Genomic DNA, 17,144 nt, shown 5'->3' with positions numbered 1-17,144 from the left:
GGACGTGGGGTGGCAGGCCGCCCGTTACAGGGTGAGGCGGTAGAGGGTGAGGGGACGGCCGCTGGATCCGCTGGTCAGGTTGCCGGTGCGTTCGGCCAGCCCGGCCAGCTCCAGCCGGTGCAGCATGCGCCGGGCGGTGCGCTGCTGGACGGCGAGCCGCTCGGCGATCTCGCGGGTGGTGAGCGCCTCGCCGCCGGCCGCGTCCCGGGCCTCGAGCAGCTTCTCCAGGGTCGGGACCGACAACCCGACGCGGCGCGCGATGAGCGGCAGGTTCTGCTCGCCGGACGGTGCGCTGATTACCGACTCCAGCACGATGTCGGTGTCGGCGCGCAGTGACAGGACGGCGGCCACGTTCCCGATGCGCCTGGCCCTGGCCAGGGCGCGGCGGGCCAGGCTCTCGGCTTCGGCGGCGCTGCGCCCGAGCCCGAAGCCCACCCGCGCCACGCTGCTGTGATTGGCCAGCCGCGCCAGCATGGGCAGCCCCGTGAAGCCGCCGGTGGCCTCGTAGAGCGGGCCGCGGGTGGTCACCAGCAGGTGCTTGCCGCCGCGGAACCCGGCGAGCGTGCCCGCCAGCGCGCCGGCCTCGCGCAGCAGGCCCTCCTCGCTGTCCACCTCGACCAGGCCGAGCGCGATCTGGGCGTCCTCCTGGGCCTGGCCCTCGGCGGTGAGCAGGAGCTGGCGCAGCGCCGCGCGCACCGAGTGCTCGGACGGCGCCAGCCGCAGCACCTGCATCTCGCCGCGCAGCGCCTCGTGCACGGAGCTGAGGCAGGTGATCACGGGGTGGTCGGAGGAGCGGCGGTGAAAGGCGATGATCTTCTTGGACGTGGTCTCCGGCCGGTAGCCGAGCGTGCGCAGCTCGCCGGTGGGCAGCCCGGCCTCGTCGAAGGTGGCGGTGACGTCGGCGGGCGAGATGGTGTCGATGGACAGGCGCGTGATGTCCTGGCCTTCGTGCTGGAGCCGCACCAGGGCGCTCAGCAGCGTCGCGCCGGAGTAGTCGACGAACACGGCGGGGCGGGTGAGCACGTCGGCGCCGCGTGCCAGCATGTACGGCACGATGCCGGTGAACAGCCAGCCCTCGACGGACCCTGCGTGGGCCTCGACGACGGCGGGCGCCTGCGACTCGTGGTCGTAGTCGAGCCGCAGCGCGCTCACGCCGGGCTGCTCCTCGCAGGTGGCGGCGACGTCGTCGACCAGGTCGTGCGGGCCGATGACTCCGATGACGAACCCCACCCGCGTCTCCTTCCCCTTCTTTACGGTCTAGACCGAAAGGCTATCCGGTGACCCTGCACTTTCCCAACATGGCCGAACCCGCGGGCCGCACCCTCGGCGACGAGGAGGTGGCCGCGCTGGAGCGGGTCATCCGCTCCGGCATGCTCAACTCCGTGTGGGGGGCCGAGGCGCGGGCGCTGGAACGCGAGGTGGCGGAGCTGTACGGCTCCCGCCACGCGATCGCGTGCGCGTCCGGCACGGCGGCCCTCCACCTGTCGGTCGTGGCGGCGGCGCCGGATCCCGGTGACGAGATCATCACGACGCCGATCACGGACTTCGGGACCGTGGCCCCCATCTTGGCGCAGAACGCGGTTCCTGTCTTCGCCGACGTGGACCCGTCCGACGGCAACCTCGACCCGGACGCCGTGGCCGCGCTCATCGGGCCGCGCACCCGCGCGATCATGGTCGTGCATCTGTTCGGCGCGCCCGCCAAGGTCGGCGAGCTGCGCCGGCTGGCCGACCGGCACGGGCTGGCGCTCATCGAGGACTGCGCGCAGGCGTGGCTGACCGAGCTGCCGGACGGCCGGTACGCGGGCACGGCCGGGCACGTCGGCACCCTGAGCCTGCAGCAGTGGAAGCACATCACGTGCGGTGACGGCGGGCTGGCGCTCACCGATGACGACGAGCTGGCCAGGCGGATGCGGCTGTTCGCGGACAAGGGGTGGGACCGGGCGGCGGGGCGTTCGCACGAGAGCCTGGGGCTGAACTACCGGATGACCGAGTTGCAGGCGGCGGTGGCGCGCGCCCAGCTCGCGAAGCTGCCGGAGGTCGTCGCGTCGAGGCGTCGAACGGCGGGCCAGCTCATCGAGGGCTTGCGAGGGCTGGGGCTGGGCGACGCCGAGACCGAACCCAAGACGGGCGGCCCCAAGATGGGTGGGCTCCAGGCGTGCGAGCTGGAGGCGGGCGGGGTCAGGATCGGGTTGCCGCGGCCTGACGGGCACGCCTGGTGGCTGTTCCCGCTCGTCCTGCCCGAAGGCGACGCCCCTGGGCTGGCCGCCCACCTGTCCGCCGCCGGAATTCCGGCAAGGGCCGGTTATCTCAAGGAGCCCCTCAACCAGGCCCCCCTCTGGGACGCCCCCGTCTACGGCTCCTCCCGCTACCCCCTGGAGGACTACCGCCCCGCCCCATGCCCGGAGGCCGAACGCCTGGTCGCCACCACGCTCCTGACCATCGACTGGAACGAGCACTACACGTCCGAGCACGTCAAGGTCATCACGGAGGCGGTCGCCGGCTACCTCGGCCGACCGTAGTTACGTTCATGTATCAAGCATTGACCGGACCACCCTCGATCACTAGGTTTCGGTCAGGACCGGTATTCAGGAAAGGAACGCCGCCGATGAGAAACATTGCGGCAGCCGGCATCGCGGTCGCCCTCAGCGTCGCGGTCGGCGGGTGCGGTTCCGGTGGCTCGGGCTCGGACAAGAGCGCGGTGACTCTCTGGATGTACCCCGTGATCTCGGACCAGGCCAAGAACAAGGCCTTCTGGGACAAGGTCGAGAAGGACTTCGAGGCCAAGAACCCGGCGATCGACGTCACGGTCGACCAGCAGCCCTGGGAGGGCCGCCAGGAGAAGATCACCACGGCGCTGGCGTCCAGGAAGGGCTTCGACCTGGTCGTACTCGGCCCGGACCAGATCCCCCAGTACGCCGAGCAGGGCACGCTGGAGGCCGTGGACGACGTGATCGCGGCCGACAAGGCCGGCTACCTGCCCAACGCCCTCACCGCACTGACCGTGAACGGCAAGCTCTACGGCGTGCCGATCTACCAGACGATCACCGCCCCCATCTACAACAAGAAGCTCTTCGCCGACGCGGGCGTCACCAAGGTGCCCGAGACGCTGGCCGAGCTGAAGGAGGCGGCACCCAAGCTGGCCGCCAAGAAGGTCGCGGTGCTCGACTACCCCGGCAAGCCGGAGGTCTCGCTCAACCAGAGCTTCTACCCCATCCTGTGGGCCAACGGCGGCTCGGTGTTCTCGCCCGACGGCAAGAGCGTGACGATCAACAGCCAGGAGGGCATCGCCAGCCTGCAGTTCCTGCTGGACCTCAAGGCGGTCGGCGGCCTGCCGGAGAACGCCGCCAGCAAGGGCAACGACATCGAGGGCGGCCCGCTGGCCGGCGGCAAGACCGCCATGTACCACGCGGCCACCGCGCTGAACGCCGACCAGCTCGGCGCCGCCATCGGCGCGGAGAACGTCGGCGTCGGCCTGCCGCTGGAGGGCGCCAAGCGGGTCGCGTTCGGCATCCCCGGCGGCCTGGTCATGGCCAAGCACTCGGAGAACAAGGACGCGGCCAGGAAGCTCGCCGCCTACATCGCCTCGCCGGAGGTCGCCGGGACGCTGGCCAAGGAGTCCGGCTTCTTCTCCGCGCGCACCGACGTGACGATCCCCGAGCAGTCGGCCACGTCCAAGGAGTTCGCCAAGTCGCTGCAGTACGCCTTCCCCGGCGACACCCACCCCAAGGCCCGCCAGGTCATGGCGATGGTCGCGGCCCACGTCCAGGCGGCGCTGATCGGCGAGGAGGACGCCAAGACTGCACTCGACGCCGCCGCCAAGGAGGGCAACGACCTGCTGGCCAGCGGTGGCTGACCCGACCCGGGCCTCCTCCCGGGGAGGCCCGTCCTCTTCGAAAGGTGTGAGAGCCGGTGCGCCAACGGCTGCGTGATCCGGTCACGGGACTGCTGTTCGTCCTCCCGGTGCTGGTGCTGTTCCTGATCTTCAAGATCTTCCCCACGCTCGGGGCGGCGGGCATGAGCCTGACGAACTGGAACATCGGCGGCGAGTGGAGCTTCATCGGCGCCGACAACTACGCGCGGCTCGTGAACGACCCGAACTTCTGGTCCAGCCTGCGAGCCACGCTGGCCTACACCGTCATCTACGTGCCGCTCGTGATGGCCGTCTCGCTCGGCACCGCCCTGCTCCTCAACTCGATCGTGTTCATGCGCGGGCTGTTCCGCGGCATCCTCTTCCTGCCGTACGTGACCAGCTTCGTGTTCGCCGGCCTCATCTGGCGCTGGATCTACGAGTTCGACGGCCTGATCAACGGCGTGCTGGCCAAGCTGGACCTGGGGCCCGTCGGCTTCATGGAACGGGCGGAGCTGGTGCTGCCCGCGCTGGCCGTCGTCTCCTGCTGGAAGGGCTTCGGCTACTCCATGCTGATCCTGCTGGCGGGGCTGAAGGCCATCCCCGGCTCCTACCTGGAGGCGGCCAGGGTGGACGGGGCCGGCCCGTGGCAGCGCTTCCGCAGCATCACCCTGCCGCTGCTCAAGCCGGCCATCTTCTTCGTGCTGGTGATCGAGACGATCGCCTCGTTCCAGGTCTTCGACACCATCTACGTGATGACCGGCGGCGGCCCCGCCAAGGCCAGCTACACCCTCATCTACGGCATCTTCGAACGCGGCTTCCGCTTCTGGGAGTTCGGCTACGCGGCGACCTGGGGGATGGTGCTGTTCGCCATCGTGCTGGTCGTCTCGCTGATCCAACGCCGGTTCGTCGGCAAGGAGAACACATGACGTTGACGGCCACGCGCCCCGCCGCCGTCCGCGACCGGCAGGCCGCCCCGCCGCGCCGCCGCGGCCGGCGGTGGCCGCTCTACACGCTGCTCACGGTCATGTCGCTGCTGACGCTCGGGCCGTTCGCCGCGATGGTCGTGGTGGCGCTGTCGCCGCGCGGCGAGCCGACCGTGCCGGCGCAGTGGCCCGGCTCGCTCACCTTCGACAACATCATGCAGGTGCTGAGAGCGTCGGGGTTCGCCGAGTGGACGCTCAACTCGCTGATCTACTCGGTCGTCTCCGTGGTGATCATCCTGCTCACCGCGTCGATGGCCGGCTACGCGTTCGCCAAGAAGCGCTTCCCCGGGCGCGACGCCATGTTGTGGACGTTCCTGGCCACCATGATGGTGCCGTTCCAGGCCACGCTCATCCCGCTGTACGTGCTCGTCTCCGACCTCGACGGCGTGGACACGTTCTGGGGCCTGATCGTGCCGACGCTGGCGAACTCGCAGGCGGTCTTCCTGATGCGCCAGTTCATCCTGGGGCTGCCGGACGAGCTGTTCGACGCCGCCAAGGTGGACGGGGCCTCCGAGCTGCGCGTCTACTGGACGATCGTGGTGCCGCTGACCAAGCCGATCCTGGCCACGCTCGGCGTGTTCGTCTTCCTGTGGCACTGGAACGACTTCCTGTGGCCGCTGGTGATCTCGCAGAGCGACGCCACGCGGACGCTGACCGTCGGGCTCACCGTGCTGAAGACGGAGGAACTGCAGTGGTCGATGCTGATGTCGTCGGCGGCCGTGTCGGCGGTGCCGTGCCTGGTGGTGTTCTTCGTGTTGCAGCGGTACCTGGTCAACAGCATCGCGATGACCGGCCTGAAGTGACCGGCTGACCTGGACGGCCCTACGCTTGTCGCCCGGAAGTCCGGTGAAGGGCCGGTGAAGGGCCGGTGAGGGGCCGGTGAGGGGCCGGTGAGGGGAGCGATGATGAGCACGCCGATCGACGCGCGGGCCGCCGGGTTGCGTGATCGCCTGCGCGGGAGCCTGGCCGCCGCCGCGCTGACGCCGATGGGCCCGGACGGGGCAGTGGATCTGGACGTCGCGGAGTCGTACTTCCGGCGGCTGGTCGCCTCGGGCGCGGACGCGCTGGCCGTCCTCGCGCACACCGGGCGCGGGCCCTTCCTGTCCGCGCAGGTGCGGGCGGGGGTGATCACCCGCGCCCGCCGCGCGGGCGTCCCGGTCATCGTGGGCGTCGGCGGCGCCCGTCCCGAGCAGGGGTCCAACGCGGTCGAGGACGCGCGGACGGCGGCCGAGCTGGGTGCCGACGCGGTGCTGGTGTTCCCCGAGCCGGGCGACCGCGTGGCGCTGCACGAGGCGGTGTGGTCGGCCGCCGGCCTGCCGATGATCGCGTTCGATCTCTACACGAACCCCTGCCCACCCGACACCCTCCACAGAATCCTGAGCCTGCCCGGCGTGGCCGGGCTCAAGACGGCGCTGCTGTCGGACGCGATGGCCTGCCAGGAGACGATCGCCCTGACCCGCGACGCGGACAGGCTGGCCATCACCGGCGAGGACCGCATGTTCGCCGCCTCGCTCCTGTGGGGCGCGCAGGCGGCGCTGGTGGGCGTGGCGGCGGCGTCGGTGGGGACGACGGCGGCCGTGATGCGCGCCTACGAGGGCGACGACCTGCGTGGTTTCGAGAAGGCCGCCGCCCGCCTGGACCGGCTGGCGGCGGCCACGTTCACCGCTCCGATGGAGGGCTACGTCCAGCGCATGGCCTGGCTCGCCGCCGCGGAGGGGCTTGTCCCCGAGGAGCACGCCCACGACCCCTACGGCCCCGCACTGCCGGACGGCGAGCGCGCCAGGGTGCTGGCCGCGTAGCCGTCAGAGGGCCACGCGGATCAGGTTGCGTCCCTTGAGCGCGTAGAGCGCCCTGCGGGACGGGTCGATGTTGATCCGGGAGCCGCCGCCGAACCAGTCGCTGGCCAGCCCCGTCACGAGCTTGGTCGCGGTGAGCTTGACCAGGTCGATCTCGTAGACGGCGTCCTCGTCGCCGGTGTAGGCGTGGCGTCCGGCGAGCACCAGGTCGCCGCCCCGGTCGCAGACCTTCAGCGTGCGCGTGACCTTGCGCCGCGGCAGGTCGTACTCGAACAGCACGCCCGCGTCGGTGATCCCGTACAGGGCGAGCGCGGTGTGCTTGAGGCTCGTGACGGCCTTCGCGCCGGCGACCGGCTCGATCTCCCACTTCACCGTACGGGTGCGCAGGTCGAACGCCGCCAGCCGGGCCGTGGACGTCACCGGCGGCGCCCCGAGGCCCTCCTGCGTGCTGGTGCCCAGGTAGACGGTGCCCAGCCGGGCGGTCAGCGAGAACACCGTCTGGCGTTCGACGACCGGCCGGTAGGTGTCCACCCGGCCGGTCCTCGGGTCGTAGACGTCGAGCGCGCCGTTCTGGTGCCCCGGCTCCGGCTGGGTGGACATCACGATCAGCCCGGTCAGCTTGTCGTGGACCAGGTCCTTGGGCCGGTCCTGGCTGTGGCCGGTGCGGAAGAGCAGCTTCGCCTCGGGGTCGCCGGCGCGGTGCGAGTAGAGGGCGGCCTGGGTGTAGACGCCGAGGTAGGTGGTGCCTCCGGCGGTCATGATGGTCTTGGGCTCGCCAGGGATGGGCAGCCGGGTGACCTCGCCGGTGGCCAGGTCGTGCAGGTCGCAGCCGCCCTTGCCGCCGACGTAGACGCGCTCGCCGTCGCAGTGCACGGACATGGGCTCCTCGGGGGCCGCTCTGAACCCCTTCTGGACGTGGCTGACGTAGCCGAGGTCGCCGGTGGCCGGGTCGTAGACGAAGATGCCCGGCTCCTGAACCCCGTAGACCCGGCCGCCGTGCTCCAGGATGCGGACGGTCTGCGCCTCCGGGAACGGCACCCCGAGCACCTCGTACGCGCCGGTCGCGATCTGATAGCGGTAGAGGGTGCCGGAGGGACGCCCGGCGAAGTAGACCCAGCCGTCGTGAATCAGCACCGAGACGATGTACTTCTCGCCCGGGGCGGTGGCCTTGACCACCTTGTACGCGGCCGGGTCCGCCTTGTCCAGCACGAGCAGCTCCGCCAGCGAGTTCATGCCGCCCGCCACGTGCGTGTCGCTGATCGACATGCTCGACACCCAGTCGCGGTCGGCCACCTCGGCGGGCAGCAGGTCGCGCTTCTCGCCGGTCCGCCGGTCGATGGCGACGAGGTGGGCGTTGGTGCCGACGCCCGCGTAGACGTGGGTGTCGTCGGCCTGGATGCTGCGCACGTACGCCTCGCCGGGGGCGGGCTCGCCCAGATCGCGGGTGGCGCCGGTGGCGGGGTCGTACTCCAGGACGCGGCCGGGCTGGGAGGTGCCCAGGTAGACCTTGCCGTCGGGGGAGGCGGCCATGGTCCAGATGTAGTCGTCGGAGTACTGGGCGAGCAGGGTGGTGGCGCCGGTGAGGGTGTCGATCTTGTAGAGGTCGGAGCGGGTGTGGGTGCCGACGTAGACGTCGGTGCCGACCTTGCACATCGCCCAGATGCCCACGCCGGTGGGGATGTCGAAGTGCGCCGTGACCTTGTCCTGGGCCAGGTCCCAGGCGCCCACGACGTTGGGTGACAGGCCGCGCGAGCCGAGGTAGAGCACGTCGCCGACGAACTCGGCGTTGCCCAGGGGGCTGGCCACGCTGGCCGGGCCGAGGTCGGTGATCGTGCCTTTCGGCTCCCTGCCAGTCGTGAGCGCGGAGGCGGCCTGTGCGGTGGTGACCTGTGCGGTGGCGGCTTGTGCGGAGGTGGCCGGGAGGGTGACGGTTCCTGCGGAGATGGCTGCGGCTTGGAGGAAACTGCGGCGGTTCATAAGGCTGTGATCACTCCTCGGGAAGGTGGCCGCACGCTATAACGGACTAGGCCGTAATGTCCAGATCGAAAAGCCGCACCGCGTTCCGCCACGCGACCAGTTCGGCCGTCTCCTCGTCCAGGCCCGCCGCCGCCACCGCGCCGAACGCCGAGGCCGGATCGATCAGCGTCGAGTCGGTCCCGAACAGCAGCCGCGTGCGGTCCACTCCCGCCGCCACCTGCGCGATCCGGCCGGCGGGCGCGTGCGAGTAGCACGGTTCGAGGTAGAGGCGGTCGCACGCGCCGGCCGCCTCGATCGCGTGGGCGTGGCCGTCGGCGCCCATGTGCCCGGCGATGACCCGCAGGCCCGGCGTGTCCAGGCAGACCTGGGCCAGGTCCAGCACCGTGGCGCCCCACGTGTGGACGAGCGCGGGCACCCCGGCCGCCGCGACCATGGCCAGCGCCTCGCGCGTCTGAGGCGAGGAGACGGGCGAGCGGGTGTAGTCGGTGTGGATCTTGACGCCGACGAACCTGCCGGTGGGCAGGTACGCGCGCAGGTCCCGTTCGGCCTCCGCCTGCCTGCGGGGGTTGACGGTGACGTAGCCGAGGTGGCGGTCCTGCCGCTCCAGCCAGGCGGCCAGGGCCCGGTTGCCCGCCGGGGCGTCGTAGATCACCGCCTCGGTGGCGGAGACGATCGCCAGGTCGATGCCGAACCTGTCCATGGTGCTCACGTTCGCCCTGGCCACGTCCATGGTGAAGAACCACGGGCCCCAGTGCGCGTGCACGTCGATGATCATCCGAGCAGCCTCCTCGCGTTGCCGCCCGCCACGGCGGCGATCTCCTCGGGCTTCAGTCCGCTGGTCGCCAGCCGCAGCAGCGGGACGACCGGCTCGTAGTGGGGGGTGCGGGAGCCGTACAGGAGCCGGTCTGCAGGTACGGTCTCCAGCGCGTCGGGGGAGTTCAGCAGGCGGGTCGAGGTGTGGAAGCCGGGCTCGTCGGCGGCCACCACGAGGAAGTCGCCCAGGTGGTAGAAGTGCGTGTCGAGGAAGACCACCGTGGCGTCCAGGCCGGAGAACGGCTGCCAGAAGCGCCGCACGTCACCGCCGGTCAGCACGACGAGGCCGAGCCGCGCCGCCGCCCTGGCTACGTGGCGGACCGACGGGAAGCCCGCCTCCACGCCCTGCTCGTCCGGGAAGAGCCTGACCGCCCTGACGCCCAGCCCGGCCAGCCGGTCCAGCTCGCGTACGGCGCCGATGGGGTCGCGCAGGTCCACGGCCCCGACCGGGACCGCCGGCGGCTCCAGCGCCAGGATCTCGTCGTTCCCTGAGCGCACGTCGAACAGCGCGGCACGCAGGGACGCGACCGCGCCCGCCCTGATGCCGTGCGCGGCCAGCGTGCCCAGCACCGAGCGGGGCGTGCCGGGCGGGCCGTCCCGGTCGGGGTAGGCGCCGACCAGGACGTCCACGTCGAGGCTCACCTCAAGGTCACCGATCAGTCTGTTCGCGTCGAACGCCGTCACAACCGCCTCCATTGACTTATCAAGCTCAGCACATTACGGTCTGGGCCAAAATTGGGCAACACGCTCACGTGGAGGTGCGGCTGTGCCGCGTAGATCCCTCGCAGTCCTCGCGGCCCTGACCGCCGGGCTGCTCCTGCCGCTGACACCGGCCCAGGCAGCCACCCCCGGCCAGGCGGCTGCCCCGAACAGTGCGGCCTCGTGTGCCGAGCCACGGGTGGAGACGTTCGGAGAGGCGTCGATGACCGGCGCCATCGTGGGCGCCACCGTCCACGAGGGCAAGGCGTACGTCGTCACGCGCGGCCAGAAACCGCCCGTCCTGGCCGAGATCGACCTGAGCACCCGCAAGGTCGTCAGGAGCGTGCGGCTGCCCGACGGCCCCGCCACCGGCGAGCCGGAGGGCGGCTGGGCCACGGCGGTGTCGGGCGGCAAGATCTACGTCGGCACCTACCCCGTCCCCGACCTCTACCGCTTCGACCCGGCCACCGGCGAGGTGGCGCACCTGGCCTCGTTCGGCAAGAACGGCGGCTACATCTGGACGCTGGCCGCCGCCCCCGACGGCACGCTCTACGCGGGCACCTACCCCGACGGCCGGGTCAGGGAGTACGACCCCGGCACCGGCGCGGTGCGCGACTTCGGCGTGCTGGCCGCCGGCGAGCGGTACGTCAGGGCGGTCGCAGCCGACGACGTGAACGTCTACGCGGGCCTGCTCGACAAGGGCAAGCTCGTCGCGATCAACCGGGCGACCGGCGCCGTCACCGAGCTGGCCCAGGGCGCGACCGGCATCGGCGTGGTCGCCGAGCACGGCGACCGGGTGTTCGCGACGAGCGGCGCGACCCTCATCGACGTGCGCAAGGACGGCACCGACGACCGGCGCGTCCCGCTCGGCGGCAGCAGCTTCGACGCGCTGACCGTGGCCGCAGACGGCACCCTCTACGCCACCTCGCGCCCCGACGGCGCCGTCTACCGCTACCGCACCGGCGACAGCGCGCCCGCCAAGGTCGCCGAGCCGCCGTCGCCGGACGACGAGACCCGCCGCATCGCGCTGACCGGCGACGGCACGCTGGCCGGCTTCTCCGGCAGCGGCGGCATGTGGTCGCTGGACCTCGGCACCGGGCAGTCGCAGTTCACCGACCTGATCGAGGCAGGGCTGCCGGCCGGCGCGGAACGCCCTCAGAGCATGTTGCTGGTGCCCGGCCGCGCCGTCTACGTGGGCGGCCACTTCTTCATGGACGTGCGCGACCTGCGCACCGGCGAGCAGCGCCGCTTCCGCGTCCCCGGCGAGCCCAAGGACCTCGTACGGCGCGGGAACAAGATCTACGCCGCCATCTACCCCAGCGGGAACATCATCTCCATCGACCTGCGCACCGACGAGGTCCGCAGCCTCGGCTACCTCGGCCAGGGCCAGCAGCGCCCCTGGGACCTCGAGTACGACCCGGTGCGCGACAAGCTGCTGGTCGCCTCCGCCCCGCTCGGCGCCGAGCTGGAGGGCGCCCTGTCGATCGTGGACCCCGACACCGGCCGGATCGACGTCTACAAGGGCGTCATCCCCGGGCAGAGCCTGATGAGCCTGTCGCTGGACGCCCGCAAGGGCGTCGTCTACCTCGGCGGCGACGTGCTCGGCGGCGGCGGCACCCCGCCGGTGCACGCCTCGGCGTCCGTCGCGGCGTTCGACCTGCGCAGCCGTACGGTGCTGTGGCAGGTGGACCCGGTGGCCGGTCACCGCACCTTCCAGGACATCAAGGTGCACGGCGGCCTGCTGTACGGCGTCTACAAGCGCAACTCCGGCGCCTGGATCGCCCTCGACCTGGCCACCAGAACCGTCAAGTACCAGGGCACCCTGTCCGGGTACGGCGAGCTGACCACGCACCGGGGCAGGGTGTTCGTCAGCACGTTCTTCGGCGGCGGCAACGCCTACGAGCTGAGCGACCACACCACGCACCTGGCCACCGGCCTGGGCGACGACTGGTACACCAACCCGCAGCTCCACTTCGAGCCCGGCTCGTGGAAGGCGTGGGCGCTGAGCGGCAGGCACCTGGCCAGGATCGACCTCGATCCGCGCTGCCCGCTGCTGACCGTCACCCCGCCGCAGGCCTGATGCCGTACACCGTCGTGGACGCCCACCGGCTCATCGGCCCCGTGCCCTTCGACGCCCTGCCGGAGGACCCGAGGCCGGACATGGACCGGCTGGGCGTCCAGCGCGCCTACGTCACCCACACCCTCAGCCTCTACTCCGACGTCCGCGCCGGGAACGAGGCGCTGCTCGAACTCGGCGACCCCCGGCTCGTCCCGGTGCCCGTGCTGCTGCCCGAGACGTTCGAGCCCGTCCCGGACTGGGACGTGCCCATGGTCAGGCTCTGCCCGGACAGGCACCGCTTCGAGCTGACCGGGCCGACCGCCCTGCGCTGGCTGGAGGCGCTCGGCCGGATCGTGGCCGTCGACCTCGACGAGACCTCACCCGCCCAGCTGCTCGCCCTCGCCCGCGAGCTGCCCGAGCAGCGCGTCCTGCTGCTCAACCCCGGCTACCGGCGGCTGCGCGCCATCGCCGAGCTGATGGCCGCCATGCCGAACCTGTGGCTGGAGATCGGCACCGTCAACACCCAGCGCGGCGTCGAGTGGCTGGCCGGGCACTTCGGGGCCGGGCGGCTGGTGTTCGGCACCGGCGCGCCCGTCATGGACGACTGCGGGCCCCGCTTCCTGCTCGACCACCTCGACCTGCCGGAGGACGACATCGCCCTGATCGCCTCGGGAGGCGGCCTGCTGTGATCCTCGACGCGCACGGCCACCTCGGGCCGTGGCCCGGCTTCCTCATCCCCGACCAGTCGGCCGACGGCATGGTCACCCTCATGGACCGCATCGGCGTTGACGCCATCGGCATCAGCCACCTGCTCGCCGTCGGCCCGAGCGCCGAGGAGGGCAACCGGCTCGCCTTCGCCGCCGCCGAGCGGCACCCCGGCAGGTTCGGGGTGTGGCAGGTCTACAACCCGCACCAGCGCAACCGGCTCACCCGCGAGGGCGTCTGGGGCGTCAAGCTCCACCCGGACGTGCACCAGTGCGCGCTCGACGACCGCCGCTACGACCCCGTCTGGGAGCTGGGGCTGCCCGTGCTCGCCCACGGCCAGACGGACTCGCCGTGGAGCGACCCCGCGCGGTTCGTCACCGTGGCCCGCCGTCATCCGCGCGTGCCGCTGCTGCTCGGGCACGCCGGACTCTGGCCGTACGGGTTCGCGCGCGCCGCCGAGCTCGTACGGGAGCATCCGAGCGTGTACCTGGAGATCTGCGGGTCCAAGATGACCGGGCGGTGGATCGCCAGGCTGGCCGGGCTGGCCGGCGCCGACCGGGTGGTCTACGGCTCCGACGCCTGCTTCCTCGACCTGCGGGTAGGCTTCGGGCGCGTCGCCCTCGCCCCGCTCTCCGACGCCGACCGGGCCCTCATCCAGGGCGGCAACCTCGCCCGCATCCTCGGCGCGGCCCGTTCCTCGCCTCCGGAAGGACCTCTGCTGGAAGGACCCGTCCCATGACGCTCGCCATCGACGGCGGCAGCCCCGTGCGCACCGCCCCCTGGCCGTCGTGGCCGCCCCCGCTGGACGACGCCCAGCGCGAACTCGTCACCGCCGTCCTGGAGAGCGGCCGATGGGGCGCCACCCAGGGCGGCTCGGCCTGCGCGGACCTGGTCGCCGCGTTCGCCCGCCGCTCCGGCGTCGAGCACGGCGTCGCCGTCGGCAACGCCACCCTCGGGCTGTTCGCCGCGCTGCGCGGCCTCGGCGTCGGTCCGGGCGACGAGGTGATCGTCCCGGCGTACACGTTCGTCGCCACCGCCACCGCCGTCCTGCTCACCGGCGCGACCCCCGTCATCGTGGACGTCGACGCCACCGACCTGCACCTGTCACCGGCCGCAGTCGAGGCGGCGCTCACCCCCCGCACCACCGCGATCGTCCCGGTGCACCTGGCGGGCAGCCCCGCCGACATGGACCCGTTGAACGCGATCGCGGCCCGGCACGGCCTGACCGTAGTCGAGGACGCGGCCCAGGCGCACGGCGCCGCCTACCGGGGCCGGCCGGTCGGCGGGCTGGGCGACGCCGGGGTCTACAGCTTCCAGTCCAGCAAGGCGATGACGGCGGGGGAGGGCGGCCTGGTCGTCTGCCGGTCCAGGGAGGTCCACGAGGCCGTCTGGTCGGTCTGCAACGTGGGACGCGCGCTCGACGGCGCCTGGTACGGCCACCCGCACGTCGGCTGGAACCTGCGCCTGACCGAGATCCAGGCCGCCCTCCTGCTGCCCTGGCTGGACCGGCTCGACGACGAGATCGACCGCAGGAACGCCTTCGCCGCCGCCGCGGAGCGCGAGCTGGCCGGCCACGACCTGGTGACGGTGGTCCCGCAGCCGCCCGGCACCACGCGCGACTCGCGCCACCTGCTCATGCTGCGCGTCCACGCTCCCTTCGACCGCTCGTTCCTGCTGGCGGCCATGGCGGCGGAAGGGGTGCCCCTCGACGGCGGCTACCCGCCGCTCGGCACGATGAGCGCGCTGACGGAGGCGGGCGTCCGCACGGAGCCCTGCCCGTCGGCGGAGGCGGCGGCCCGCGAGGTGGTCTGGGTCCGCCAGGCCATGCTCATGGACGACTGCGGCGGCGCGGCCCACCTCGCCGAGGCCCTGACCAAGGTCCTCCACGGGGTGGGCCGTAGGTGATCAGGTCCAGTTGGCCAGCAGGCGCTCGAACTGCTCGCTCGCCTCCACCGGATCGAAGTCCGGCATGGCCGCGCGCATCAGCTCGTGCGTCTGCCGCTGCGCGTCCGCGCACGCCGCCCGCACCGCGCTCAGCGTCTCCTCCGACAGCTCCCGGCTCCCCATGCGCGTCACGCGCGGGCCGTAGCTGACGCCGAGGACCCGGCCGTTCACGTCCGCGGTGGCCTTGACCTGGCCCTGCGCCGCTTCGCCCGACCCCACGATCTGGTCGAGGTCCGGCTGCGCCGTCTCCAGCCAGGCCAGCAACCGCTCACCCTGGCGGGTCAGCTCGTCGATGCGCTGGTCGCTGATGTCGGCGGGGTCGAACTGCTGGCCGTGCACCCTTACCTCCGAGCCTATTGAAGAAGATCGCGGGCGACCTGCTCGACCCGCCCGCGCACGAACGTCTCGTCGAGCGGCTGGGGCAGGGCGGCGGCGCTCTCCGCCGCGTCCGCGATCTCCTGCGCCTTGCGTGCCGCGTCCTCCTGGGCCGCCCGGAGCACGGCGGCGACCTCGCGGGCGAGCGCCGACTCCCCGAGCCGCATCGCCCGCGGGTCGATGTGCAGCCGGGTGAGACCGCCCTCGCCGTCGGCGGCGGCCTCGATCAGCCCGTCCTTGCTCGCCGCCACGCCCTCCACCTGACGGATCGCGTCCTGGGCCGCCCGCAGGTCGCGCATGACCTGCTGACCCTGGGCGAAGTAGTCGAGGAGGTACTCCTCGTCGTGGTCGGGCGTGGGTGGCCGCATGTCGGACCTCCGGTTGTCAGGAGAGCGGACGGCCACCCAGTCTAGACAGATCTTTTCGCGATCTTGACAGGGAGATTTCCCTCTCATGAATGACAAACCTGGTCATGAGACCGTTCTGTGACGATAAGGTGCATCGGCATGACGGGACTTGAGATCGCCTTGGGGGCGGCGGGGCAGCAGGCCGGCCGCATCAGCACCCATGGGGAGGACTATCGCGCCGCGCTGGCACCGCTCGAAGCCCGCGGCGACGGCGTGTCCTCGTTCGGGGATGACGGTCTGTTCTCCATGTTCACCAGCATGTACGCCGAGTGCCGCGCGGTGTCGATGGCCGCGCTCTCCGGGCTGTCCACCGCGATCACCGACACGGGCGACAGCCTGCGGGCCGTGGTCGCGAACACCCGCGACAGCGAGGCCGCGACCACCCAGTACGTCGAGAACGCCGGCGCATGGCAGTAGTGCTCCCCCCGGCGGCGGCCGGGATGATGCAGCTCCTCGGCCCCTGGCCGAACATCGACGAGGACGACGTCAGGGCCGAGGGCAACGCCGCGCGGACCGCCCAGGCCGTGTCGGCCCCGGCGGCGGGCGGCGCCGACGCGGCGGTGCGCGGCGCGCAGCAGGTCTACCGTGGCGACTCCGCCGCCATGATGGAGAGCACCTGGAACAAGACGGGCGCCCAGGGCGGCCACGTCGCCCAGGCGAACCAGGCCATGCGGGTGATGCCCGCGGCCCTGGACGGCACCGCCTCCGTCGTGTCGGCGGTGAAGGTCGCGGCGGGCACGCAGGCGGTGTTCACCGCGGTCGGCGTGGCCAAGGCGCTGGCGTTCGGCGGGGCGGTCGGGGCGACCGTCGCCACGGCCCGGGTGATGGCGTCGCGCCAGGCGGTCAGGAAGATCCTGCGCGAGGGCAGCGAGGGCACCGGCAAGGTGATCGCGCCCATCGTGCGCCGCAAGGTGACCGAGCCGATGCGCCGCATCCTGGACGACCTGCGCCGCCCGGGCGGCACCGGCGGGCCGCGCCTGGCCACGGCCGGCGGGCGCGGAAGCGTGCCCGTGCGGACGTCCGGCCTGCGCAACCCGTCGGGGCCCCGGTCCGTCGAGGACGGCATCGCCCGGATGGGCCGCAGGAACAACCGGGACAACAACCGAGGCAACGGGCGCGGCAGGGGCGGCAGCGGCGGGAGCAGCCGCGGCGGCGGAGGCTTCTTCTCCCGCAACTCCAACCAGGGCTCGCGCCACGACGGCAGGATCCACGGCGACCCGCCCACCAGCGCCAAGGGCATGAGCGAGGCGGAGGCGAAGAAAGCCGAAGAGATGTTGAAGAAGAGCATCAAGGCGCGCAAGGCTGAGGAGAACAGGAAGGGGTACGAGGTCGGGCACGCCGAGCGGATCAGAAGGGAAGAAAAGGCTCTCAAGGACCTCCAGGACAGCATCCGGCGGCGGCAGTACGACTCCACGCCCGACACCTCGTCGTCCAGCGGAGGCTCGTACAACAGCGGCAGCTCACAGGCCTCCGCCGACCGCTATCCCACCGACGCCGAGTGGGAACAGCAGAAGAAGAACAGGAGGTGGTAGGGCC

17 protein-coding genes are annotated in these 17,144 nt (G+C 72.0%); 11 read left to right on the top strand and 6 right to left on the bottom strand.

Annotated features, from left to right (window positions below):
- Positions 1-24 precede the first annotated feature (24 nt).
- A complete protein-coding gene (locus ABD331_RS10590) occupies positions 25-1,230 on the bottom strand; it encodes a hypothetical protein (RefSeq protein ID WP_344473132.1) in 1,206 nt (401 codons plus the stop codon).
- A 68-nt stretch (positions 1,231-1,298) separates the two neighbouring features.
- On the opposite strand from ABD331_RS10590, the gene ABD331_RS10585 reads away from it, so the two are divergent.
- The 5 genes from ABD331_RS10585 (at position 1,299) to ABD331_RS10565 (ending at position 6,632) form a co-directional block, all read left to right on the top strand.
- Positions 1,299-2,519, top strand: coding sequence for a DegT/DnrJ/EryC1/StrS family aminotransferase (locus tag ABD331_RS10585; RefSeq protein ID WP_344473130.1), 1,221 nt, complete (start codon positions 1,299-1,301; stop codon positions 2,517-2,519).
- 86 nt (positions 2,520-2,605) lie between these two features.
- Positions 2,606-3,853 carry an ABC transporter substrate-binding protein gene (locus ABD331_RS10580; RefSeq protein WP_344473128.1) on the top strand — a complete coding sequence of 416 codons (1,248 nt, stop codon included), beginning with the start codon at positions 2,606-2,608 and terminating at the stop codon, positions 3,851-3,853.
- 56 nt (positions 3,854-3,909) lie between these two features.
- Positions 3,910-4,776 carry a carbohydrate ABC transporter permease gene (locus ABD331_RS10575; RefSeq protein WP_344473125.1) on the top strand — a complete coding sequence of 289 codons (867 nt, stop codon included), beginning with the start codon at positions 3,910-3,912 and terminating at the stop codon, positions 4,774-4,776.
- Entirely contained in the window at positions 4,773-5,636 is an 864-nt protein-coding gene (locus ABD331_RS10570; protein ID WP_344473123.1) for a carbohydrate ABC transporter permease, read from the top strand. The genes ABD331_RS10575 and ABD331_RS10570 overlap by 4 nt, the downstream gene beginning before the upstream one ends.
- A gap of 102 nt (positions 5,637-5,738) precedes the next feature.
- Complete coding sequence (locus ABD331_RS10565; RefSeq protein WP_344473121.1) at positions 5,739-6,632, top strand: dihydrodipicolinate synthase family protein; 894 nt, start codon at positions 5,739-5,741, stop codon at positions 6,630-6,632.
- 3 nt (positions 6,633-6,635) lie between these two features.
- Here the strand turns inward: ABD331_RS10565 and ABD331_RS10560 are convergent, their stop codons facing one another.
- From ABD331_RS10560 to ABD331_RS10550, 3 genes are read right to left on the bottom strand one after another with little or no spacing between them, the layout of a single operon-like run.
- Entirely contained in the window at positions 6,636-8,606 is a 1,971-nt protein-coding gene (locus ABD331_RS10560) for a ligand-binding sensor domain-containing protein (protein ID WP_344473118.1), read from the bottom strand.
- 46 nt (positions 8,607-8,652) lie between these two features.
- Positions 8,653-9,381: an amidohydrolase family protein gene (locus ABD331_RS10555; protein WP_344473115.1), complete on the bottom strand. Its 729-nt coding sequence runs from the start codon at positions 9,379-9,381 to the stop codon at positions 8,653-8,655.
- Positions 9,378-10,103, bottom strand: coding sequence for an amidohydrolase family protein (locus ABD331_RS10550; protein WP_344473112.1), 726 nt, complete (start codon positions 10,101-10,103; stop codon positions 9,378-9,380). Before ABD331_RS10550 ends, ABD331_RS10555 begins: the two co-directional genes overlap by 4 nt.
- 82 nt (positions 10,104-10,185) lie before the next feature.
- Between ABD331_RS10550 and ABD331_RS10545 the strand changes: the two genes are divergently transcribed.
- From ABD331_RS10545 to ABD331_RS10530, 4 genes are read left to right on the top strand one after another with little or no spacing between them, the layout of a single operon-like run.
- Entirely contained in the window at positions 10,186-12,198 is a 2,013-nt protein-coding gene (locus ABD331_RS10545; protein WP_344473109.1) for an outer membrane protein assembly factor BamB family protein, read from the top strand.
- Positions 12,198-12,866 carry an amidohydrolase family protein gene (locus ABD331_RS10540; protein ID WP_344473106.1) on the top strand — a complete coding sequence of 223 codons (669 nt, stop codon included), beginning with the start codon at positions 12,198-12,200 and terminating at the stop codon, positions 12,864-12,866. Before ABD331_RS10545 ends, ABD331_RS10540 begins: the two co-directional genes overlap by 1 nt.
- Entirely contained in the window at positions 12,863-13,621 is a 759-nt protein-coding gene (locus tag ABD331_RS10535; RefSeq protein WP_344473103.1) for an amidohydrolase family protein, read from the top strand. Before ABD331_RS10540 ends, ABD331_RS10535 begins: the two co-directional genes overlap by 4 nt.
- Positions 13,618-14,787, top strand: a complete 1,170-nt coding sequence (locus tag ABD331_RS10530) for a DegT/DnrJ/EryC1/StrS family aminotransferase (RefSeq protein WP_344473100.1) — start codon at positions 13,618-13,620, stop codon at positions 14,785-14,787. Before ABD331_RS10535 ends, ABD331_RS10530 begins: the two co-directional genes overlap by 4 nt.
- Here the strand turns inward: ABD331_RS10530 and ABD331_RS10525 are convergent, their stop codons facing one another.
- Together ABD331_RS10525 and ABD331_RS10520 are read right to left on the bottom strand one after the other, a co-directional pair.
- Positions 14,788-15,165: a YbaB/EbfC family nucleoid-associated protein gene (locus ABD331_RS10525; protein ID WP_344473097.1), complete on the bottom strand. Its 378-nt coding sequence runs from the start codon at positions 15,163-15,165 to the stop codon at positions 14,788-14,790.
- A gap of 14 nt (positions 15,166-15,179) precedes the next feature.
- On the bottom strand, positions 15,180-15,569 hold the full coding sequence (locus ABD331_RS10520; protein ID WP_344473094.1) for a YbaB/EbfC family nucleoid-associated protein: 390 nt from the start codon (positions 15,567-15,569) through the stop codon (positions 15,180-15,182).
- A 138-nt stretch (positions 15,570-15,707) separates the two neighbouring features.
- On the opposite strand from ABD331_RS10520, the gene ABD331_RS10515 reads away from it, so the two are divergent.
- On the top strand, positions 15,708-16,025 hold the full coding sequence (locus ABD331_RS10515) for a hypothetical protein (RefSeq protein WP_344473091.1): 318 nt from the start codon (positions 15,708-15,710) through the stop codon (positions 16,023-16,025).
- Positions 16,016-17,140, top strand: a complete 1,125-nt coding sequence (locus tag ABD331_RS10510; protein ID WP_344473089.1) for a WXG100-like domain-containing protein — start codon at positions 16,016-16,018, stop codon at positions 17,138-17,140. The genes ABD331_RS10515 and ABD331_RS10510 overlap by 10 nt, the downstream gene beginning before the upstream one ends.
- Positions 17,141-17,144: the final 4 nt, after the last annotated feature.

It is taken from the genome of Nonomuraea monospora, from assembly GCF_039531895.1.
In the GTDB taxonomy this organism is placed as follows: Bacteria; Actinomycetota; Actinomycetes; order Streptosporangiales; family Streptosporangiaceae; genus Nonomuraea; species Nonomuraea monospora.
The sequence above is the reverse complement of the archived record's forward strand: the minus strand, read 5'-3'. Positions and strand labels throughout refer to the sequence as shown.